The 21,033-nt window shown below is 71.1% G+C and carries 19 protein-coding genes; 8 read left to right on the forward strand and 11 right to left on the reverse strand.

The window, feature by feature from the left end:
• Positions 1 to 112: 112 nt before the first annotated feature.
• The 6 genes from LY625_RS06575 to LY625_RS06600 all read right to left on the reverse strand — a co-directional run bounded on the left by LY625_RS06575 (position 113) and on the right by LY625_RS06600 (position 4,937).
• Positions 113 to 316 (reverse strand): hypothetical protein, encoded by a 204-nt coding sequence (locus tag LY625_RS06575; RefSeq protein ID WP_233738498.1) that lies wholly within the window; start codon positions 314 to 316, stop codon positions 113 to 115.
• Between the two features lie 150 nt (positions 317 to 466).
• Positions 467 to 2,404 (reverse strand): phospholipase D family protein, encoded by a 1,938-nt coding sequence (locus LY625_RS06580; protein ID WP_233738500.1) that lies wholly within the window; start codon positions 2,402 to 2,404, stop codon positions 467 to 469.
• Positions 2,401 to 2,967: a YceI family protein gene (locus LY625_RS06585; RefSeq protein WP_233738509.1), complete on the reverse strand. Its 567-nt coding sequence runs from the start codon at positions 2,965 to 2,967 to the stop codon at positions 2,401 to 2,403. Before LY625_RS06585 ends, LY625_RS06580 begins: the two co-directional genes overlap by 4 nt.
• 68 nt (positions 2,968 to 3,035) lie before the next feature.
• Positions 3,036 to 3,512, reverse strand: coding sequence for a histidine phosphatase family protein (locus tag LY625_RS06590; protein ID WP_233738511.1), 477 nt, complete (start codon positions 3,510 to 3,512; stop codon positions 3,036 to 3,038).
• A 36-nt stretch (positions 3,513 to 3,548) separates the two neighbouring features.
• Complete coding sequence (locus LY625_RS06595) at positions 3,549 to 4,175, reverse strand: ParA family protein (protein WP_233738513.1); 627 nt, start codon at positions 4,173 to 4,175, stop codon at positions 3,549 to 3,551.
• Between the two features lie 120 nt (positions 4,176 to 4,295).
• Positions 4,296 to 4,937, reverse strand: a complete 642-nt coding sequence (locus LY625_RS06600; RefSeq protein WP_233738514.1) for a tetratricopeptide repeat protein — start codon at positions 4,935 to 4,937, stop codon at positions 4,296 to 4,298.
• 193 nt (positions 4,938 to 5,130) lie between these two features.
• Here LY625_RS06600 and LY625_RS06605 point away from each other — a divergent pair, with 193 nt between their 5' ends.
• Positions 5,131 to 8,052 carry an EAL domain-containing protein gene (locus tag LY625_RS06605; protein ID WP_233738515.1) on the forward strand — a complete coding sequence of 974 codons (2,922 nt, stop codon included), beginning with the start codon at positions 5,131 to 5,133 and terminating at the stop codon, positions 8,050 to 8,052.
• Positions 8,053 to 8,067: 15 nt separating this feature from the next.
• On the opposite strand, the gene LY625_RS06610 is transcribed toward LY625_RS06605, so the two are convergent.
• Complete coding sequence (locus tag LY625_RS06610; protein ID WP_233738517.1) at positions 8,068 to 8,601, reverse strand: hypothetical protein; 534 nt, start codon at positions 8,599 to 8,601, stop codon at positions 8,068 to 8,070.
• Positions 8,602 to 8,737: 136 nt separating this feature from the next.
• Here LY625_RS06610 and LY625_RS06615 point away from each other — a divergent pair, with 136 nt between their 5' ends.
• Positions 8,738 to 10,222 (forward strand): MATE family efflux transporter, encoded by a 1,485-nt coding sequence (locus LY625_RS06615; protein ID WP_233738519.1) that lies wholly within the window; start codon positions 8,738 to 8,740, stop codon positions 10,220 to 10,222.
• On the opposite strand, the gene LY625_RS06620 is transcribed toward LY625_RS06615, so the two are convergent.
• Complete coding sequence (locus LY625_RS06620) at positions 10,162 to 10,821, reverse strand: DUF938 domain-containing protein (protein WP_233738521.1); 660 nt, start codon at positions 10,819 to 10,821, stop codon at positions 10,162 to 10,164. The genes LY625_RS06615 and LY625_RS06620 overlap by 61 nt on opposite strands.
• 127 nt (positions 10,822 to 10,948) lie before the next feature.
• Between LY625_RS06620 and LY625_RS06625 the strand changes: the two genes are divergently transcribed.
• Entirely contained in the window at positions 10,949 to 12,547 is a 1,599-nt protein-coding gene (locus tag LY625_RS06625; RefSeq protein WP_233738531.1) for a BCCT family transporter, read from the forward strand.
• Between the two features lie 18 nt (positions 12,548 to 12,565).
• Entirely contained in the window at positions 12,566 to 13,090 is a 525-nt protein-coding gene (locus LY625_RS06630; RefSeq protein WP_233738541.1) for a hypothetical protein, read from the forward strand.
• An 11-nt stretch (positions 13,091 to 13,101) separates the two neighbouring features.
• On the opposite strand, the gene LY625_RS06635 is transcribed toward LY625_RS06630, so the two are convergent.
• Positions 13,102 to 14,160 carry an AI-2E family transporter gene (locus LY625_RS06635; RefSeq protein WP_233738543.1) on the reverse strand — a complete coding sequence of 353 codons (1,059 nt, stop codon included), beginning with the start codon at positions 14,158 to 14,160 and terminating at the stop codon, positions 13,102 to 13,104.
• 133 nt (positions 14,161 to 14,293) lie between these two features.
• On the opposite strand from LY625_RS06635, the gene LY625_RS06640 reads away from it, so the two are divergent.
• The 3 genes from LY625_RS06640 to LY625_RS06650 all read left to right on the forward strand — a co-directional run bounded on the left by LY625_RS06640 (position 14,294) and on the right by LY625_RS06650 (position 18,096).
• On the forward strand, positions 14,294 to 16,753 hold the full coding sequence (locus tag LY625_RS06640) for a DEAD/DEAH box helicase (protein ID WP_233738545.1): 2,460 nt from the start codon (positions 14,294 to 14,296) through the stop codon (positions 16,751 to 16,753).
• Between the two features lie 76 nt (positions 16,754 to 16,829).
• Positions 16,830 to 17,714 (forward strand): ribonuclease H-like domain-containing protein, encoded by an 885-nt coding sequence (locus tag LY625_RS06645; RefSeq protein WP_233738561.1) that lies wholly within the window; start codon positions 16,830 to 16,832, stop codon positions 17,712 to 17,714.
• A gap of 85 nt (positions 17,715 to 17,799) precedes the next feature.
• The gene (locus LY625_RS06650) at positions 17,800 to 18,096 is read left to right on the forward strand and encodes an I78 family peptidase inhibitor (RefSeq protein ID WP_233738572.1); all 297 of its coding nucleotides are present in this window, start codon (positions 17,800 to 17,802) and stop codon (positions 18,094 to 18,096) included.
• 32 nt (positions 18,097 to 18,128) lie between these two features.
• Here the strand turns inward: LY625_RS06650 and LY625_RS06655 are convergent, their stop codons facing one another.
• Entirely contained in the window at positions 18,129 to 18,362 is a 234-nt protein-coding gene (locus tag LY625_RS06655) for a hypothetical protein (RefSeq protein WP_233738574.1), read from the reverse strand.
• Positions 18,363 to 18,512: 150 nt separating this feature from the next.
• On the opposite strand from LY625_RS06655, the gene LY625_RS06660 reads away from it, so the two are divergent.
• Positions 18,513 to 19,928 (forward strand): M28 family metallopeptidase, encoded by a 1,416-nt coding sequence (locus LY625_RS06660; RefSeq protein ID WP_233738583.1) that lies wholly within the window; start codon positions 18,513 to 18,515, stop codon positions 19,926 to 19,928.
• A gap of 7 nt (positions 19,929 to 19,935) precedes the next feature.
• Here LY625_RS06660 and LY625_RS06665 read toward each other — a convergent pair whose 3' ends face one another.
• A complete protein-coding gene (locus tag LY625_RS06665; protein ID WP_233738585.1) occupies positions 19,936 to 21,027 on the reverse strand; it encodes a DNA topoisomerase IB in 1,092 nt (363 codons plus the stop codon).
• Between the last annotated feature and the right edge of the window lie 6 nt (positions 21,028 to 21,033).

Consider the following 21,033-nt stretch of genomic DNA (forward strand, 5'->3'; position numbering starts at 1 on the left):
GAGCGCGAAGTACAGGAAGGGTATTAGCTCGCATTTCTTTGTTGTTCTCCTTTGCAAGTTATTGAAATAACTGGATTATCTTAGATGAACAGGAGGAAGAAAGCCAGTCCGCTCAGTAGATCCTGAACAGGGGACGGCCCGCTTCCTGGCCGACGTAGGGACGGGGACCGCCGTATCCCTGGCTGCGGCCGTAACCGCGGCCGGCTTCGCGCTCGGCCACGCGATAGGTGCCGGGGTCCACATTCAGGCTGCGCGCGGCGGCCTCGCGGGCGCGGGCGTTGTCCAGGCGGGCGGTGTTGGCGTGCTGGGCGTACATGTCGTTTCTCCTGGGATTCGGCTGTGCCGGTGAGGTGGTGTGTTGGTACGATACAACACCTAATCACAGGCACCATAGGCCATAAGTCACGCGTTCAGCGCGATCTCAGGAACGTGATGCATCTCCGGTTTCAGCCTTGCGGCCGGGCGCTCAGAGAATCGGTGCCAGTCCGACACCGAACGCGGTGAACAGCCTAGTGGGCAGGCCCTTGAGCGCGGGGTTCACCTCGGGGAAGTCCCCCACCGCGCGGTAGCACGCGGAGAAGCCCGGATCGTCGCGCCGCAGCGGGGCCGGACATTCCGGTCCCGGTAGGAATTCGTAGCTGGTGGCGTAGCGCGTCGGCCACAGGTCGAACACCGGCAGGTGCTCGGAGACCTTCGACAGCGAGTACTCCAGCCCGGAAAGGATCGGCGGCCTGCGCGGGGCGATCACCCACGAGTTCGCAGGCAGGATGTCGCGCCCGATGCTGGCCGCGAGCGCGGCGGCGAATTCCTCGTCGACCACCACCACCATGCTCTCGGTGTTGTAGTTGTCCCCGCGCGGATCGAAGTTGTGGGTGCCGATCACTCCGACCCGGTTGTCGATGACCAGCGACTTGGCATGCAGCCCGATGCGCACGCCTGCCCGGCGCAGCGGGACCGGCTCGTTGGCGGCACGCCGGGCATAGCGGGTGGCACCGTATTCCGCCGCCAGCGGGGCCCGGTAGCGCTCGCGCCGCAATACGCTGCGGCGGTCACCGCGGCGCGGCGGCCCGGCACGCGGTGCGCTGGCGGTCGCGGCGGTCGCGGCGGGCAACGGCGGCAGCTGGGCACCGGTGGCCGCCAGGTCGATCGGCGCATCTTCCGGGAACGGTTTGTATTCGTAGATGTCGAAGCCGAACTCGCGCAGGAAGCGGCGCTTGTACTTGAACGACAGCGCGTAGGCGATGAAGGCGTCGGTGGCCGCCAACGAGTTGGTGGAGATGATGATCCGCGGCCCCTCGTCGGAACGGTGCAGTCGGCGGAACAGGTCCTGCGCCGGTTTCGACAGCACCAGGTACGGCGTCTGGATCATCACCCGCTCGTCGGCCGAGGTGATCAGCCGGGCCAGCGAGCGCGAGGCGTTCGCCACGGTGTCGGGCGGTTCGGCGGCGTGCTTGTCCGGGCCGTCGGACACGTAGTGGACCTCGTCGACCTCCATCGCCGGCTCGATCAGCCGTGCGTGTACCTCCGCGGGGTCGGCCGCCGAGTCGCGCATGGCCTGCGCGCGCCTTGGCTGCGCATAGGCATGCGGCGCCAGTTCCGGTACCCCGCGCTCGAGCAGCACCCGGCCGACATCGGTCAGCCGCTCCGGCGGGACCGCGCGCGGGTTGTCCCAGAACGACTGGAAGTCGAGCGCCATCTCGCGCACCACCGGACCGGCCAGCAGGATGTCGCGGTCTCGGAAGTTGTAGTGCGGGTCCCAGTCGTAATAGTCGTCCTGGTAGTTGCGCCCGCCGGTGATGCCCACCGCCCCGTCCACCAGGAACAGCTTGTTGTGCATGCGCTGGTTGAGCTGGCGCCAGCAACAGGCGGCCGCCAGCACGTACTGCGGATAGTTGATGCGCGCCCGGTTGAGCACCGGGTTGTAGAGGCGCACCCGCAGGTTGGCGTGGACGCCGGTCAGCGCAGCCAGGGTGTCGGCCTCGCGCAGCGCCGACAGCTGGTCCATCAGCAGCCGCACGCGCACCCCGCGGCGGGCGGCAGCGACCAGCTCGTCCAGCACCAGCCGCCCGGCGTCGTCCTCGTCGAAGATGTAGGTCTGCACGTCCACGCTGGTGGTGGCGCTGCGGATCAGGTTGATCCGCGCCAGCATCGCATCGGTGCCGCGGTCGAGGATCAGCGCGCGGTGGCGCGGCCGCTCCGGGGTGGACGCGGCGAGCACTTCGGCGGCCATGGCCCGCAGCGGCGACGGCACCGCACAGGCATCGGTGCGGTCGCAGTCGACGGTGGCCGGCCGCGCGGCTTCTGCGATCGCCTCGCTGCGCCGCATCTGCTGCGGGTCCAGGCTTGCGCAGGACGCCAGCGCGAGCAGCAGCAACGGCCACAGCAGGCGCAGGGGCTGGCTCACGACCCGGGCTCCAGCAGCCACAGCCGCAGCTCGAAGAGCACCTGGCCGGTGAGCGCCAGCCGCATCGCGTCCATGCCGTAGTCCGCGCGCTCGATGCTGCCGTGCGCGTGCACCGCGCACCCGTTCCCGGGCTCCGGGCACGCCGACGGCTCCAGGGTGAAGACCTCCGGCCGCCGGATCCCGCGGACCTGCAACCAGCCAGGCACGTCCCCGCCAACCTCCAGCAGGCCGGGCGGGTAGGGATCGGACAGGAACACGATCCGTGGATGCACGTCGGCATCGAAGAACCGGTCGCCACGGGCGATCGCATCGAGCCGGCCCGAGTCCTCCACCTCCACCTGGCGGGCGTCGAGCACTATCCGCACCTGGTGGCGGCCATCGGCCAGCACCCGGCGCTCGCCTTCCAGCAACGGCAGCCGGCCCTCGATCCGCTGGCCCCAGCGGGTGCGAAGCCGGAAGCCCGCCTGGCTGCGCTGCCGGTCCAGCGCCTGCTCCCCGGGTACCGGCGTGACGGCCGCTGCCGGCGACAACGTGCCCGCCTGCAGCAGCAGCGCCGCCAGCAAGGCCCCGCGCCAACGGCTGCGGGGGGCGGGAACGGCAACCGCGATCCTGGGATCCGCCTTCTTCCGCCTCACGGCCACCAGAAGGCGCTGAGCCGCGCGCTGCCCGGCTCCAGCGCACGTGCGGCCGGCAACGCGAGCACCGCGATGCCGGCCGGCGGTATTCCGCGGTAGTCGCCGGACTGTCCGCTGTGCAGCAGGGCGGCCAGCTGTTCCAGGCCCGGGTTGTGGCCGACCAGCATCAGCCGCTCGCTTTCCGGCAGGGCATCGGCCAGCGCGACCAGCGCGCCGGGCGTGGCTTCGTAGATCGCATCCTCGACCCGCTGTTCGACGTAGCCGACCACCCCCAGCACCGCCTCCAGCGTCTCGCGCGTGCGGCGCGCCGGTGAGCACAGCACGCAATCGGGTACCAGGTTCTGCGACCGCAGCCAGTTGCCGGCCGCCTCGGCCTCCGCCAGTCCTTCCGCCGAGAGCGGCCGGTCCAGGTCGGCCTGGCCAAGCGCGGCGGGGTCGGCGTGGGCATGGCGCAGCAGGATGAGTTCACGCATGGCGGGAGTCCGTTTGGGGCCGGCGGTCGGCCGGGGTCAGCGTGCCAGCCACTTCAGCAGCGGCTGCCAGTCCGCCTGGTGCTCGCGCACCTGCGTGGAATGGTAGTCGAACAGGCTGCGTCCAAGGCCGGACAGCAGTACGTATACCTGGCTGTCGCGCAATTGCGCGACCAGCGGGTACGGCCATTGGCGCAGCAGCTCCACGCTGCGCTGGGAGTTCCCGGTCCATGGCCGCAGCTTGTTGCCGACCAGCCCGACCCGCAGTTCGCCCCGGCGCACCCGCGGATGCCCGGCCAGCGAGTCAAGGAAGGGCACGCTGGCCTCGATGTCGAGCGTCGAAGGCGGCACCGGCACCACCAGCGCGTCCGCGGCCTCCAGGAAGGCATCCAGCTGGCGCGCCATGGCCCCGGCCGGGGCATCGATGAAGACCCGCGCGGTGCCTCCCGGCAGCTTCTGCTGCCAGCGGCCACGGGTGCCATCGAGCGGCAGCACCGCGCTGTCCAGTTCCGCCCGCCTGTGTGCCCACTGGGTCGACGAGCCCTGCGGATCGGCGTCCAGCAGCACCGTGTTGTGCCCCTGCAGCGCGGCGTGCGCCGCCAGATGGGTGGCGATCGTGGTCTTGCCGACGCCACCCTTGGAGCTGGCCACCAGCACGGTCTTCATCGGCTCTCCGGCCTGGCCCGGCGCCACCGGGCCTTCAGCGCCATCGAGCGTACACCGGCAGGCCGCCGGGCGGGACCGGGCAGCCGGCGCCGTGCCGGGGGCATGGAGCGGGAAGCCGCCTCAGGGCCAGGCCGGCGGATTCTCCTGCCACGCCTGCTGTACCTGGCCCAGGAGCTCGAGCTCGGCAGGCGTCCAGTCCGGCAGCAACGCCGCATGGCCGTCCGCGCTGCCCCAGCGCGCCGGCTCGCTGCGTACCGCCGCGGCATACCACGCCACCGCCTCCTCCTGGCGCCCTAGGGTCCACATCACCAGCGCGAAGGTCGGCGGCATCCAGGATGCGGTCACCGCACGGCCCCCCAACAGCTCGCGCCATTGCTGCAGCGCGCCCGCCGCGTCGCCGCTGCGGTACAGGTCCCAGCCGTAGTTCCAGCGCAGCGGGCGAGCCAGGCTGTCGCGGCTGCTCACCTGGCCCAGCGCGCGGTCATAGAGCTCGCGTCCCAGCCCGGGCCGGCCACCGTCCATCGCAACGCGGGCGAGCTGGGCGGTCGCACGCACGTCGCGCGGATTGCGCGAGACGGCACGCGCCAGGCGGTCGACGACGGCATCGCCGGAGCCGGGCTGGGCGATGATCGGCGCGATCGTCCCGGCATCGGAATCGAAGTAGAACTCGGAATGCGGCACCAGCCGGTCGGCCTGGGCCGCGGCCGGGAACGCCAGTGCAAGGCAGGCGGCAAGGACGCCGGCGCGGAACAACGGATACATGGTGGATCCCCCCTTTTACAACGGCACCATCTTAGCCGGCAGCGGGCCTAAAGCGTTTGCCGGTGCGGCCGTTAACGACGGCGAAGCAGATCGCCCCGACACCGGACGCCCAGATGAATCCGCCACTCCCGGTTCCGCACAGCCGCCGTCCCCTGTTGTGGGCGGCACGCCGGCGGGCGCGCGGATGAACGGCATGCCGCCCTCGCCCGCCAAGGGGGTCGACTGGCGCCGGCAGCTGCTGGAAGCGAGCGATACCGCCGGGCTGGTCGGCGCCGCCGGGGCCATCGCCGCCGCCAGTCCAGGCGTAGCCCGGGCCTGGGTGGTCTGGGAGCTCGGACATGCGGCACTGGGGGAGGATGCGATCCTGCCGCAGCCTTCGGAACAGGCGATCGCCGCCGCCGACCGCGCCGCCCTGGCCCGCGCCCCGGTCACCGACACCCACACCGGGCTGGTGTCGATCCCCCTGCCGGCCAGTACCGCCACGGTGGTGCTCGAGCCCGCGCCCGGCACCGCGATGGAGCCGGTACTGCGGTACCTGCGCGCGCCACTGGCCGCCGCCGACCGCCTGCTCGCGAGGGAACTGCAGGTGGCCGAGCTGCACTGCGAGGTCGCCCGCCTGCAGCACTCCGAGCAGATCCAGCGCGCGCTGTTCGACATTTCCGAGCTGGCGGTGTCCGACCGCGACATGGCCGACGTGCTGCGCGGCGTGCATGCCATCGTCGCCAGCCTGATGTACGGCGAGAATTTCTTCATCGTGTTGCGCGACCTGTCGGCCGACACCTTCGAGATGCTCTATTTCGCCGACGTGGTCGACGAGTCGCCGTTCGAGGGCAGCCTGCCGCTGGAAACGATCCGCCATTCGGCGACCTGGCACGTGATCCGCGGCGGGCGGGCGTTGCGTGGCACGCCGGAGGAACTCGCCAGGCAGGCGGCCGGTCCGATGAAGACGGTCGGCACCGACTGCCACCAGTGGCTGGGCGTGCCGATCATGCGCGAAGGCCAGGCGCTGGGCGCGATCGTGGTCCAGAGCTACACCGAGGAGGCCGGCTTCAGCAGCGAGGACCAGGCGCTGCTGGAGTTCGTCGCCAGCCACATCCTCACCGCGCTGGAGCGCAAGCGCAGCACCGAGCTGCTGGAGCGCAGCGTGGAGATGCGCACCCGGCAGCTGGCCGCCGTCAACCGCGCGCTGCAGCAGGAAGTGGTCGAGCGCGAACGCGCCGAGCGGCTGCAGTCGGCGCTGTTCGAGATCGCCCGGCTGGCGACCGAGGACATCGACTCCGGGGAGTTCCACGCCCGGGTGCACCGCATCGTCGGCCGGCTGCTCAGCGCCGACAACTTCTACATCGGCCTGCTGTCGGGCGACGGCACCCGGCTCGACTTCCCGTACTACGTCGACGCCTTCCACCCGCGCCGTGCTTCCGGGCGGCCGCTGGCGCGCGGACTGAGCGAGCTGGTGCTGCGCCGGCGCGAGCCGTTCCTGGGCAACCGCGAGGGTATCGCCGCACTGGAGGCCGCCGGCGAGATCGAGCACCGCGACGACCAGGGCCCGCCTTCGGCCTGCTGGCTGGGTGCGCCGCTGATGTCCGGCGAGCAGGTGATCGGCCTGGTCGCGGTGCAGAGCTACACCAGCGAGACCGAGTTCGGCACCATCGACCAGGAGCTGCTGGCCTTCGTCGCCTCGCAGATCGCCTATGCGGTGCAGCGCCGCCGCGCGGCCGAGTTCCAGCAGCAGGCCTATGCCCGGCTGGAGGAGCGGGTCGCCGAGCGCACCGCCGAGCTGCGCCGGGAGATCCGCGAGCGCGAGCGGATCCAGAACCGCCTGCGCCACCAGGTGATGCACGACACGCTCACCGGGCTGCCGAACCGGGCGCAGCTGCGCACCCGCCTGGAGCGCGCACTCGCCTCGCTCGCCGAGCCCCGGCCACGCCCCAGCGCCCTGCTGTACCTGGACGTGGACCGCTTCAAGGTGATCAACGACAGCCTGGGCCATGTCGCCGGCGACGAGTTCCTGCGCGGGATCGCCACCCGGCTGCAGTCCTGCGTGCGCGAGCCCGACCTGGTCGCGCGCCTGGCCGGCGACGAGTTCGCGATCCTGATCGAGGACGTGGCCCTCGATGCCGCCGGGCAGCCCACCGCGGCGATCGCCGTGGCCAACCGCGCACTGGACGTGCTGACCGAGCCGATGGTCATCGCCGGGCGCACGCTTGAACCCTCCGCGAGCATCGGCATCGCGCTCAGCCGGCCGCACCACCGCCACGCCGACCAGCTGGTGCGCGACGCCGATACTGCGCTGTACCGCGCCAAGGCCCTGGGCCGCAAGCGCTGGCAGCTCTACGACCCGTCCCAGCAGCACACGGCGGTGGACGAGCTGACCGTCGAGGCCGAGCTGCGCCAGGCGCTCAAGGGCGACGAGATCGAGCCCTGGTTCCAGCCCATCGTGCGCCTGGGCGACGGCGAGGTGGTCGGCCACGAAGCGCTGATGCGCTGGCACCACCCCACCCGCGGCATGCTCGCGCCCGCCGACTTCCTGCAGGTGGCCGAGGACAGCGGGCTGATCGAGGCGATGGACTGGCGCCTGTTCAAGCGCGCCTTCTCGCTGACCGCCGGACAGGGCGGCGAACAGTACCTGTCGATCAACGTGGCACCGCGGCACCTGCAGCGCAGCGACTTCGCCAACCGCCTGCTGGGTCTGCTCGAGCGCACCGGCCTGGAGCCCCGGCGGCTGCGCATCGAGGTGACCGAGGGCAGCCTGCTGGAGAACCCGGAGCGGGTGCGGGGGGTGCTGCAGCGGCTGCTCGAGCGCGGGGTTGGCGTGGCACTGGATGATTTCGGCACCGGCTACTCGTCGCTGAGCTACCTGCACAGCTTCCCGCTGCGGATCCTCAAGATCGACCGCACCTTCCTTGCCGACCTGCATCGGCACGGCAACAGCAGGGCGGTGATCGAGGCAGTGCTGAACCTGGCCCGCGCGCTCGGCATGGACGTGGTCGCCGAGGGCGTGGAAGTGGAGGCGCAACGCCAGACCCTGCTGGAGCTGGGCTGCGGGTTCGGCCAGGGCTTCCTGTTCGGGAGGCCGGCAGCCATGGACACGGTGGAGCCGACTGTCGGCGCCTGACCGGGCCGCCCGTGCCTACAGGGTCCGCAGGACCTCGCCGGAGGCGGCTTCCAGCACCTCGACCACCCGGGCGACATCCCCGTGCCGGTCGGGGTGGACCACCACCGCGTAACGGCCCTCGCCGATCGCCTCGACCACCCGCATGTTGAGCGGATCGTGGTCGGGCCGCAGCGTCACCAGGCCGCCGGCGAACAGACCGAATGCCAGCGCGAAGCCGCCGATGACCAGCGCCGCCACGACCGGCTGGCCCTGCACGGCGCGTATGTCGAGCGAATACAGGATCCAGAACAGCAACAGCCCGGCCACCAGCCCGACCAGCCCGAGCACGATGTGGGCCTTGATCGCGGTGAACATAATGCCCTTCCCCTCGGGTTCCAGCTTGCGCGCGGCTTGGCGGTCCCCGGGTTCGACCAGCTGGACCTGGGCTTCGGCCAGGCCGAGCTCGCTGCGCGCCTGTGCAGCAGCGGCCGTCGCCGACTCGCGGTCGGGAAAGATCGCCGCCACCGTGCTGAGCGAGTCCTCGCCGAAGATCGGGTCACCGCGTTTCATCACACCTCCGCGCGCCGGCTGGCGCATGCAGCTTCGTGAAGCGAGGGTGCGCGGGAGGCGGTGCAAACCCGGTGAATCCCCAAGCGGCGCCGCCGTGTTCGCACCGTCGCGACCGGCGCATGGCAGCATCGGCCCGATGCAACGTCGCGATCTCACCGAAGGCCCGATCGGCCGCACCCTGCTCGTGTTCGCCCTGCCGATCCTGGGCGGCAACGTGCTGCAGTCGCTCAACGGCTCGGTCAACGCGGTCTGGGTCGGCCGCTTCCTCGGCGAGGAGGCACTCACGGCGATCGCCAACGCCAACAACGTGATGTTCTTCCTGCTCGGGGCGATCTTCGGCTTCGGCATGGCCTCAACCATCCTGGTCGGCCAGGCGATGGGCCGGCGCGACCTGCCCGGCGCGCGCAAGGTGATCGGCACCGCGGCCACCTTCTTCCTGACCCTCTCGGTCGTGCTGGCCGCGGCCGGGCTGCTGCTGGCACGCCCGGTCCTGGCCTGGATGGGCACGCCCGGCGAGGCGATGCCGCTGGCGGTGCCCTACCTGCAGATCATCTTCCTGGCCCTGCCGCTGCTGTACGCGTTCTCGTTCCTGTCGGCGATCCTGCGCGGCGCCGGCGATACCCGCACCCCGTTCGTGTTCCTGCTGGTGGCGGTGGTGCTGGACATCGTGCTGGTGCCCTTGCTGATGTTCGGGATCGGCCCGCTGCCGCAAATGGGCATGGCCGGCAGTGCGATGGCGACCCTGCTGGCCAACGCGATCGCCCTGCCGGCGATGCTGTTGTGGCTGCGCTACCGCCGCAATCCGCTGTGGATCGGCCGTCACGAACGCCACCTGTACCGGCTGGACTGGTCAATCGTGCGCACCCTGGTGGTCAAGGGCGTGCCGATGGGCACCCAGATGGTGCTGGTTTCGGCGGCGATGATCGCGATGATCACCATGGTCAACCACTACGGCACCGACACCACCGCGGCCTACGGCGCGGCCCTGCAGCTGTGGACCTACGTGCAGATGCCGGCGATGGCGATCGGCGCGGCCTGCTCGTCGATGGCGGCGCAGAACGTCGGCGCCGGCAACTGGGCCCGGGTCGAGGGCACCACCCGGGCGGGGGTGGGCTTCAACTTCCTGATGACCGGACTGCTGATCGCCCCGTTGATCCTGCTCGACCGCTACACCCTGGCCATGTTCATGCCCAGTGGCAGCGCCTCGCTGGAGATCGCCCGCCACCTCAACCACATCGCGGTGTGGTCGTTCCTGTTCTTCGGGGTGACCTTCGTGATCGCCGGGGTGGTGCGCTCCACCGGCGCGGTGGTGCCGCCGCTGGTGATCCTGGTGATCGCGCTGTGGGGCGTGCGGGTGCCGTTCGCGAACCTGCTGCAGCCGCAGCTGGGAGTGGACGCGATCTGGTGGAGCTTTCCGGTGAGCGCGTTCCTGTCGATGGTGCTGTCGGCGGCGTACTACCGGTTCGGGCGCTGGCGCGAGGCCACGATGCTGCCGGTCGATCCGGATGCCGTGGCGATCCCGTCGGAAATCCCGGCCCAGGTGCCGGCCCCGGTGGCCGATCAGGGCGCGCGCTTCGACGATGATGCCGGCGACGAGCCGGTGGTGGCGATGCCGCGCTGACGCCAGACCAGGCACCGGTTGTTCGCCGGCATCGCCACGTCGTCCTGCAGGCGCAGGCCCATCCCGCGCGCAAGCGCGTCGACCGCCTCGAAATCACGGATGCCCGACGCCGGGTCGCGCGACCGCAGCCAGGCATCGAACGCGCGGTTGCTTTCGCTGCTGTACGCGCCAGCGTAGTTGAACGGGCCGTACACCACCAGCAGGCCGGCCGGCGCCAGTACTGTTCCGATGCCGGCAAAGAACGCCTGCACCTGCGGCCAGGCCATGATGTGCAGGGTGTTGGCGCTGAACACCGCATCGAACGGCTCCACGGCAAGCGCGGGCCAGCGGTCCACGTCCAGCGCCAGCGGGGCCGGGGTGTTGGGCAGGGCGGCCCCGTCCAGCCAGGCGCGGATCCCCGGCAGGTTCTCCACCCGGTCGCTGGCCTGCCACGCCAGCCAGGGCATGGACGCGGCGAAGTGCACCGCGTGCTGTCCGGTGCCGCTGCCGACCTCCAGCACCCGGCGGGCATTGCCGAGGTATCCACGCAGGACCTCGAGGATCGGCCCGCGGTTGCGCTCGCAGGCGGGGGAGAACGGCTTGTCGGGGGATCCGGTCATGGCACGCGGTGGACAGCGACAACAGCGCACATCATGGGCCATCCGTTCCGGCCGCCGGACTTCATTTGCCTTGTGCCCGGGCGGGCCTAAGCTCGTGCGGTTCCGCCCACCTTCCCAGGGAGCAGGCATGGTCTTCCGCATCTCGCTGTTGCTGGTCGTCGCACTGGCCGTCGTCGCCGGGCTCGCCCCCGGTCCCTTCGAGACCGTGGCCGGCGGGGCGCTGGCCGCCGTCATCAACCAGGCCGGCTGGCTGTACCTGCTGATCGTGTTCCTGACCCTGGTGTTCCTGGTCTTCTTGGCCTTCGGCCCGATGGCGGCGCTGCGCATCGGCGGGCGCGATGCCGAGCCCGAGTTCTCCAAGCCGGTCTGGCTGTCGATGCTGTTCGCCGCCGGCATGGGCATCGGCCTGGTGTTCTGGGGCGCGGCCGAGCCGGTCTCGCACCTGGTCACCCCGCCCGAAAGCCTGCCCGGCAGCACGCCGCAGGCGGCACGCGCGGCCATGCGCTACACCTTCTTCCACTGGGGCCTGCACCCCTGGGCGATCTACGCGCTGATGGGCCTGGCGATCGCCTGGTTCCAGTACAACCGCAATGGCCGTGGACTGATCAGCGACCTGCTGCAGCCGCTGATCGGCGACCGCCACCTCGGCTGGATCGGCCATGTGGTCAACATCATCGCCGTGGTCGCCACCGCGATCGGCGTGGCCACCACGCTGGGCTTCGGCACCATGCAGATCAGCGCCGGCATGGCGCGCGTGTTCGGCCTGCCTTCGGGACTCGGGATGCAGCTGGCGGTGATCGTGGCGTGCTTCGTGCTCTACATGGCCTCCAGTGCCAGTGGCGTGGACCGCGGCATCAAGTGGCTGTCGAGCTTCAATCTCGCCCTGGCCGGCGTGCTGCTGCTGGCGGTGGCGCTGCTGGGGCCCACCGGCTTCATCTTCGAGACCTTCACCACCTCGCTGGGCAGCTACCTCGACCACCTGGTGGGGATGAGCCTGACCATGACGCCGTTCTCCGGCAACAGCTGGGTGGCGGACTGGACGATCTTCTACTGGGCCTGGTGGATCTCGTGGTCGCCGTTCGTGGGCTCGTTCATCGCCCGGGTGTCATACGGGCGCAGCGTGCGCGAATTCGTGCTGGGGGTGGTCGCGCTGCCCAGCCTGCTGGGTTTCGCCTGGTTCGCCACCTTTGGCGGCACCGCGCTGTGGGCGCAGATCTTCGGTGGCATCGACATGGCCGGCGCGCTGGATGCCGGGTACGAGACCGTGCTGTTCAGCATGTACGAGAGCCTGCCGTTGGCGGGATTGCTGTCGGGGCTGTCGATCCTGCTGCTGGTGATCTTCTTCGTCACCTCGGCCGACTCGGCGGTGCTGATACTGGGTTCGATGTCGAGCCAGGACCCCGGCGACCCGCCGCTGGCGCGCAAGTTCGCCTGGGGCATCGCGGTGGCGTTGATCGCCGCATCGATGCTCATTGCCGGCGGCCTGGACGCGCTGCAGACCCTGATCACCGTGGCCGCGCTGCCGTTCGCCTTGCTGATGGTCGGGGTGATGGTCGGGCTTTACCGGGTGCTGGCCCTGGAGGCGTTGCGCGAGAAGGCCGAGGAGCGGCGCGCCCGGCGGGCGATCGAGGACTGGATCGCGCGCGAACAGGAGGCACAGGCCGATGCCCTCGCCGCGGAGGAGGCCATCGCGGGCACCGCCCCGCCAGCGGCGCCGGGACGCTGAGGCGCGGACCGCCACCCCATGCCGCACTTCGACCACACGCTTGTCCTGCCTGTCGCCCCATCGGACTGGGCGCCGCCGCCGAGTGGCCTGGTCGTCGACGGCGTGCGGCTGGAGCCCAAGGATGAGCTGCACGTCACCCTGGTCGGCGGCCGGCTAGGCGCCGAGCTCCGGCGCACGCTGGGGGCACAGCGGGCCTCGCGGGAGGTGGATGCGGTCTTCCGGCGCCTGGACTGGTCGTTCTCCCGGACCGGGCGCTGCCTGCTGCTGCGCAAGCCGTTCCGCGACGGCGGGCGACAGCGGCTCGCCCATTCGGTGATCGAGTGCATCGAAATGCCCGCGATGGCGCCGTTCCATCGTGCGCTCGGGCAGCTGCTGGGCCGCGAGCTTCCGGTACCGCCTTCGCACGTGACGCTGTACGTCGCCGGCAAGGACCAGGGCATCGGCGTCCCGGACCGGCGTCGCCTGCGTGCGTGGACGGTGCGCATGCTGGGGGCTGGCGAACCGGCCCCGCGCCCGACCGCCGCAGCGGCCCACCACGGATAGCACCTGCCGGGTTACTCCTGCGGGTCCGGCGGCCGGTGCTCGCCGGGAACCTGGGTGAAGGTGTGCAGCGCCTCGCGCACATACAGGCGCTTGACCAGCACGAACACCACCACGGTCAGCGGAGCGGCGAGGATCACGCCCAGCAACCCGAACAGCAGCCCGCTGGCGAACAGCGACACCAGCAGCACGGCCGGCGGCAGGCTGACCACCCGCTGCTGGATCAGCGGCTGCAGCACATGGCTCTCCAGTTGCTGGACGGCGGTGAACAGCACCAGCGAACCCAGCCCGACCTCGGGACTGACGGTGAAGCCCAGCAACACAGCCGGGATACCGGCTGCCACCGGGCCGATGAACGGCACGAAGTCCAGCAGCAGGGTGATGATCCCGAGACCCAGTGCACCCGGAACACCGAGCAGCCACAACCCCATCCCGGTCAGCAGGCCGACCACCGCCATCGTCACCAGCTGTCCCAGCAACCAGTAACGCAGGGCGCTCCCGCTGGCGTCGAGCGCGTCGCCCACCAGTTGTCGGCGGTCGGTGGGGAACAGCTTCAGCAATCCGTCGCGGTACAGCCGTGGCTGTGCCGCCAGGTAGATGCCGCCGGCGACCATCAGCAGCAGGTAGGTAATGTTGCCCGAAGCGGACATCGCCAGCGTGCCGGCCTTCGCCGCAAGGCCGGCGGCGCTGGCACGGGCCTGCTCGGCCATCTGCAACACCACCGGCCCGGCGGGACTGGTGGCGAGCCACTCCTGGAAGCGTGCCCATGCTTCGGGCAGCGCGTCCCGCAGCGTTCCCAGCTCGCCCGCCAGCTGGGCACCGAACAGCCAGACCAGGAGCGTCAACACGGCAGCCAGGAGAGTCACCGCCAGCGCCAGCGCAAGCCCGTGCGACAGCCGCAGGTACCGGGCCAGCGGCGACGCCGCCGCATCGAGCATGACCGCGATCACCACCGCACCGAACACCACCAGCAACAGTCCCGACAGGTGCCACGCCAGCAGGAACCCGGCACCGAGCGCCAGGGCGATGAGGACGCGGCCCACGTAGGACCGGATACCGGCGGAGGTCTGCATTGCCCACCATCGTTGTGGATTGCGCCAGCACCGTAGCGGCGGGGATGCGGCGGGCCCGTGAGTGTTCCGGCCGTTCTCATCGGGTGAGACGCGCCCGTGCTGCCATGGCCGATCCTCCATCCGGATCCGTCGCATGCATTCCGCCCTCGCTCCAGCTGTCCAGGCTTCCGGGACGGAGTTGTCCCGCCAGGCCGGCGCATCCGGCGACGGCGGACTGCTGGCCCAGCGGCTGCACCGGCGCTACGCCGACCGGATCACCGGCCGGCTCACCGTCCCGGGTTCGCAGGGTTCCTTTTGCCCGTTGCCCGACAGCCTCCCCGATGCCCTGCGCGCGGCGCTGCAGGCGCGCGGAGTCCACCGGCTGTATTCGCACCAGGCCGAAGCCTGGGAGGCCGCCCGGCGCGGTGGGCACCTGGTGGTCGCCACCCCGACCGCCTCCGGGAAATCGCTGTGCTACACGCTGCCGGTACTGGCCGCGGCGATGGGCGGGCCGCACGGGCAGGCGTCCGGGTCGAAGGCGTTGTTCCTGTTCCCGACCAAGGCGCTGGCCCAGGACCAGGTCGCCGAGCTGCTGGAACTCAACCGCGCCGGCGACCTGGGGGTGAAGGCCTTCACCTTCGACGGCGATACCCCGGGTGATGCGCGGCTGGCGGTGCGCCTGCACGGCGACATCGTGGTCTCCAACCCGGACATGCTCCACCAGGGCATCCTGCCGCACCACACCAAATGGGCGCAGTTCTTCGAGAACCTGCGCTACGTGGTGATCGACGAGGTGCACACCTACCGCGGGGTGTTCGGCAGCCACGTCACCAACGTGCTGCGCCGGCTCAAGCGAATCTGCGCGTTCTACGGCGCGCGGCCGCAGTTCATCCTGTGCTCGGCGACGATCGGCAACCCCGCCGCGCATGCCCGCGCGCTGATCGAGGACGAAGTCACCGCGATCACGCAGTCCGGCGCGCCCAGTGGCGAGCGCCACGTGCTGCTGTGGAATCCGCCGGTGGTCAATCCGGACCTGGGCCTGCGGGCCTCGGCCCGCTCGCAGTCCAACCGCATCGCCCGCATCGCGATCAAGTCCGGGCTGAAGACGCTGGTGTTCGCCCAGAGCCGGCTGATGGTCGAGGTGCTGACCAAGTACCTCAAGGACGTGTTCGACCATGACCCGCGCAAGCCGGCGCGCATCCGCGCCTACCGCGGCGGCTACCTGCCGACCGAGCGCCGCGAGGTGGAGCGCTCGATGCGCGCCGGCAACGTCGACGGTATCGTCAGCACCTCGGCGCTGGAGCTGGGCGTGGACATCGGTGCGCTGGACGTGGTGGTGCTCAACGGCTACCCCGGCACGGTGGCGGCCACCTGGCAGCGCTTCGGCCGCGCCGGGCGCCGGCAGAAGCCTTCGCTGGGCGTGTTGGTGGCCAGCAGCCAGCCGCTGGACCAGTACGTGGTGCGCCACCCGGACTTCTTCGCCGACGCAACCCCCGAGCACGCCCGGGTGGCCCCGGACCAGCCGCTGATCCTGTTCGACCACATCCGCTGCGCGGCCTTCGAGCTGCCGTTCAACGACGGCGAGGGCTTCGGCCCGGTGGAGTCGGCGCCGTACCTGGAGGTGCTGGCCGAGACCGGCGTGGTGCACCACGAGGGCGGGCGCTGGGAGTGGATCGCCGACAGCTACCCGGCCAACACGGTCAGCCTGCGCAGCGTCGCCGATGGCAACTTCGTGGTGGTCGACCGCGGCGAGGGGCGCCAGCGGATCATCGCCGAGGTCGACTATTCCGCCGCCGCACTGACCCTGTACGAGGGCGCGATCCACATGGTCCAGTCGACCCCCTACCAGGTCGAGCGGCTGGACTGGGAGGGACGCAAGGCCTTCGTCACCCGCACCCGGGTCGACTACTACACCGACTCGATCGACTACACGAAGCTCAAGGTGCTCGAGCGCTTCGACGGCGGCCCGGCGGGGCAGGGCGACTGCAGCCACGGCGAGGTACACGTGGTCCGGCGGGTGGCCGGCTACAAGAAGATCCGCTACTACACCCACGAGAACATCGGCTACGGGCCGGTCAACCTGCCCGACCAGGAGCTGCACACCACCGCGGCGTGGTGGCAGCTGCCGCAGGCCACGTTGCTGGCCTGGTTCGCCAGCCGGCAGGATGCGCTGGACGGCTTCCTGGGCGCGGCGTACGCGCTGCACGTGGTGGCCACGGTGGCGGTGATGGCCGATGCACGCGACCTGCAGAAGGCGGTCGGCAACGGCGACGGCGCGTGGTTCGCGGTGGCCGACGCGGGCGGGCGCGGACAGCTGCGCGGAGCCGAGGGGGCGGACGGCGGCAGTGTCGACACGGTGGAGATGCAGCAGTTCGTGCCAACCGTGTACCTGTACGACAACTTCCCCGGCGGGGTGGGCCTGAGCGAGCCGCTGTGGACCCGCCAGGCCGAACTGTTGCGGCTGGCCGTCGAACTGGTCGGGCGCTGCGACTGCAAGGCCGGTTGCCCGGCCTGCGTCGGCCCGGTGCTCGCCGCCGACGAGGACCGCGACACACAGGCAAGCCCGAAGGCACTGGCGCGGCGCGTGCTCGGGCTTCTCGCGGAACCGGCATGAGCTGGCCGTCTCCTGTCATGCCCGCAAACGCAGGCCTCCATGTACGCCCGGTGGCCAGCCATGAGGCCGGCCTGCAATGAGCATCACCCTCGACCGCCTGCGAACACTGAAACAACAGGCCGGTGGGGTGGCACCGCGTCCGCCGGCGCAACCCGCGGAGCACGCCCGGCAGCCGCAGTCCCTCGACTCGCTGCGCCGGCTCCTCGGTGTGCGCGAGCGCGCCCCCGCTTATGCGCCGCCGCTGCGCGCGCCGGACCGCAGCCTGCCCGGCGGGGAGATCGCGCCCGGCCTGCGGCTGATCGAGTCGCACCTGGCGTTTCCACGGCCGGCCGGGCCCTTGCCGCTGGCGTTCGCCCGCCGCGGCGATGCGGTCGATCCGCGCGCGCTGCTGTTCTTCGACACCGAGACCACCGGCCTGGCGGGCGGCACCGGCACCCGCGCATTCCAGATCGGCGCCGCCGACTGGCACCTGCATCCGGTGCACGGCGATGGCCTGCGGATCCGCCAGTTGCTGATCACCACCCTGGCGGCCGAGCCGGCGATGCTGCGCGAGTTCGGCCGCTGGCTGGCTCCGGATACCGTGCTGTCGAGCTACAACGGCCGCTGCTACGACGCCCCGCTGCTGAAGACCCGCTACCGCCTGGCGCGGCTGGACGACCCGATCACCGCCCTTGACCACGTCGACCTGCTGTTCCCGACCCGGCGCCGTTACCGCGGCCGCTGGGAGAACTGCCGGCTGGCGACCATCGAACGCCAGCTGCTGGGCATCGTCCGCGAGGACGACCTGCCCGGCTCGGAGGCACCGGCGGCGTGGTTGTCCTGGTTGCGCGGGGGGAGTTCCACCCTGCTGCGCCGGGTATGCGCGCACAACCACCAGGACGTGGTGACCCTGGCGCGGCTGCTGTTGCGGCTGGTACAGGCGCATGACGCCGCGCCGGAACTGTCCGGCCCGCTGCGCTGAGGGCCGGCCAATGCCCGTACAGGTTTACACCGTGCACACGCCGGGACACGCAGGCTGCAGCCGGACTTTCGAGGAGCCAGCCGCGATGACCCGTCCGATCCTGCCGCTTACCGTCCTGCTGCTGTCGATCGCCGCATGTTCCACCGTGCCCCCGCCGGGCGCGGTGGAGCAGGTCAGCGGCGTGTGCAACGCCGAAGCCGCCCGCTGGGCGATCGGCAAGGCCGCCACCTCCGACATCGTCGAGGACGCGCGGCTGGCCACCCAGAGCCGGGATGTGCGGGTGATCGAACCGGGCCAGGCGGTCACCCTGGATTACCGGGTCGACCGGCTGAACATCGACGTCAACGAACGCGGCGCCATCACCGGCGTGCGCTGCGGCTGAGCCCCGGGGCCCGGTGTGCCGGGGACCGCCGCTCAGGCGCGGTCGTCGACCCCGGTGACGCCCGACTTGCGCGCGCAATGCGCGCAGCAGTAGAAGGTGCCATCCGATTCCACGCCGTGGCCGATCACCTTGCAGCCGCAATGGGCGCAATCGGGGGCAAGCGCATGGATCGCACACTCGAATGAATCGAACGTGCCGCCGCCGTTGTGGGCCTGCACGGTGAAGGCCTTGTCGTAGTCGTTGCCGCAGACATCGCAGATCGCCATGTCGTGTTCCTCCAGGGTGGGACGGAAGGCCCACGCTAACCGGCGGCCGGTAAATACAGGTCAAGGGTCCGGCGCGGGCGCATTGAACCGGGCGCGCTCCCATGCCACGTTCCGGTTCCTGCCGGCGACGCCGGCCTGCCCGGAGTCGCCATGTCCCTGCCCCGTAGTGCCGCCTCGCTGGTCCTTGCTGCCGCCGTCACGCTGCCCTGCGCCGCGGGCGCGACGGCGGTCGTGGCCGACCCGGCGCCGGTCCAGCCACCTGCCTCCGACCTGCGCCTGGACGCGATCGCCCGCGCACCCTCGGCCGGTCGCATCGAGGCCGACATCCGCACCCTGGTCGGCTTCGGCACCCGGCACACGCTGTCGGACACCCGCGCCGACACCCGCGGCATCGGCGCGGCCACGCGCTGGATCCAGGTCGAGTTCGAGCGCATCTCCGCGGCCTGCGGCGGCTGCCTGGAGGTCATGACGGTCAGCGACACGGTCTCCGGCGAGACCCGGATACCGGAACCGACCGTGGTCACCAGCGTCATCGCCATCCAGCGCGGGCAGGCCGACCCGGGCCGCTACGTGATCATGAGCGGGGACATCGACTCGCGCGTGTCCGACGTCATGGACACGACTTCCGATGCCCCCGGGGCCAACGACAACGCCTCGGGAATCGCCGGCACCCTGGAGGCCGCGCGGGTGCTGAGCCGGCACCGGTTCGACGGCTCGATCGTCTACGCCGCCCTGGCCGGGGAGGAACAGGGCCTGTTCGGCGGCAGGATCCTCGCCGAACATGCGCGCGCCAACGGCTGGCGGATCGAGGCCGTGCTCAACAACGACATGATCGGCAACACCCGCGGCATCACCGGCGTGGTCGACAACACCAGCGCCCGGGTGTTCGCCGAGGGCACCCGGGTGACCGAAAGCGCCGACGAGGCCCGCGCGCGCCGCTTCACCGGGGGCGAGGTCGACTCGCCCTCGCGCAACCTGGCGCGCTACATCGACCGCATCGCCGACCGCCACGTCCCCAACCTGGACGTGATGATGGTCTATCGCCTGGACCGCTTCGGCCGCGGCGGCCACCACCGGCCGTTCAACGACCTGGGCTACCCGGCAGTGCGGATCATGGAGACCCACGAGGACTACACCCGCCAGCACCAGGACCTGCGGGTGGAGGACGGCATCGCCTACGGCGACACGATCGACGGCGTGGACTTCGACTACGCGGCGAAGCTGACCGGCCTCAACGCGGCGGTGCTGGCCGGGCTGGCCGCGGCGCCCCCGCCCCCGGCCGGGGTGGAGATCGAAGGCGCGGTGACCGCCCACACCACCCTGCGCTGGCAGCGCCCGGACCCGGCGCAGGCGCCGGGCCTGGCGGGTTACCGGGTGTACTGGCGGCTGACCACCGAACCGCAGTGGACCCACAGCCGCTGGGTCGGCGATGTCGGCGAGTACACGCTGGAGAACGTGGTGATCGACAATTATTTCTTCGGCGTCGCTGCGGTGGGCCGGGACGGCAACGAGAGCCCGGTGGTGTTTCCCGGCGCCGCCGGCAACTTCGGCGACTACCACCCGTAGCCCGGGGTTACGGGCTGGGGGCGCGGGATTTGCGCGGTTGGCGGCGATGCGCGGCGCGCAGGAACTTCAGCGCGGCCTGTTCCCACTGGCGCGCGCCTCGCGCGCCGGCGGCATACCGCTGCAGCCGCCCGTCGCGCCAGCCGTCGAACACCGCCGGGTCGATGTAGGCCTTGCGGCACACCGCCGGGGTGTTGCCCAGCTGGCCGGCCACGGCGCGTACTACCCCGTTGATCGCGCCGGCGATCGCGCGTTCGCTTGCTTCGCCGCCGTCAGGCCCCTGCGGCAGCGGCGTTGCCGCCAGCGCGCGGAACGCCGCCAGGGTGCCGCCCCAGGTGCGGAAGTCCTTGGCGCTGAAGGCTTCGCCCATCGCCTGGTGCAGGTAGTCGTTGACCTCGCCCGAGTCCACCGGCTGCAGTTCGCCTTCCTCGTCGCGGTACTGGAACAGGTCCTGGCCCGGCAACTGGTGCAGCCGCCTGACCTGTCGCGCCAGTCGCTCGTCGTCGAGCACCAGTTCGTGTTCGGCGCCGGCCTTGCCGCGGAAGCGCAAGCTCACCCGGCCGCCGCGCAGTAACGCGACGTGCCGGTTGCGCAGGGTCGTCAGCCCGTAGGAGCGGTTCTCGCGGGCATAGGCGTCGTTGCCGACCCGGGCGAGGGTGTCGGCAAGCAGTGCGACCACGATCGCCAGCACCTTCGCGCGGGGGAAGCCGCGCTGGCGCAGGTCGGCCCGCAGCCGGCGACGCAAACGGGGCAGGGCTTCGGCGAAGGCGACCACGCGGTCGAACTTGCCCGCGCCACGCACCTGCTGCCAGTCGGCGTGGTAACGGTACTGCTTGCGGCCGCGGGCATCGCGCCCGGTCGCCTGCAGATGGCCGTTGCGCTGGCGGCAGATCCACACGTCGGTCCAGGCCGGCGGGATCGCCAGGGAGCGGATCCGCGCCAACAGCGCCTCCTCGCCGACCACTTCGCCGCTGGCATCCCGGTACTGGAAGCCGCTGGCGGCGCGATGCCGGGTGAGGCCCGGCTGGTCGTCGCACACGTAACGCAGCCCGGCCTGCTTCGCTGCGGTGGCGGGGTCGGACTGTATGACCTGTCGCGGCATCGGCAG

Origin of the sequence: Lysobacter sp. GX 14042 (genome assembly GCF_021390425.1) — a bacterium.
In the GTDB taxonomy this organism is placed as follows: Bacteria; Pseudomonadota; Gammaproteobacteria; order Xanthomonadales; family Xanthomonadaceae; genus Novilysobacter.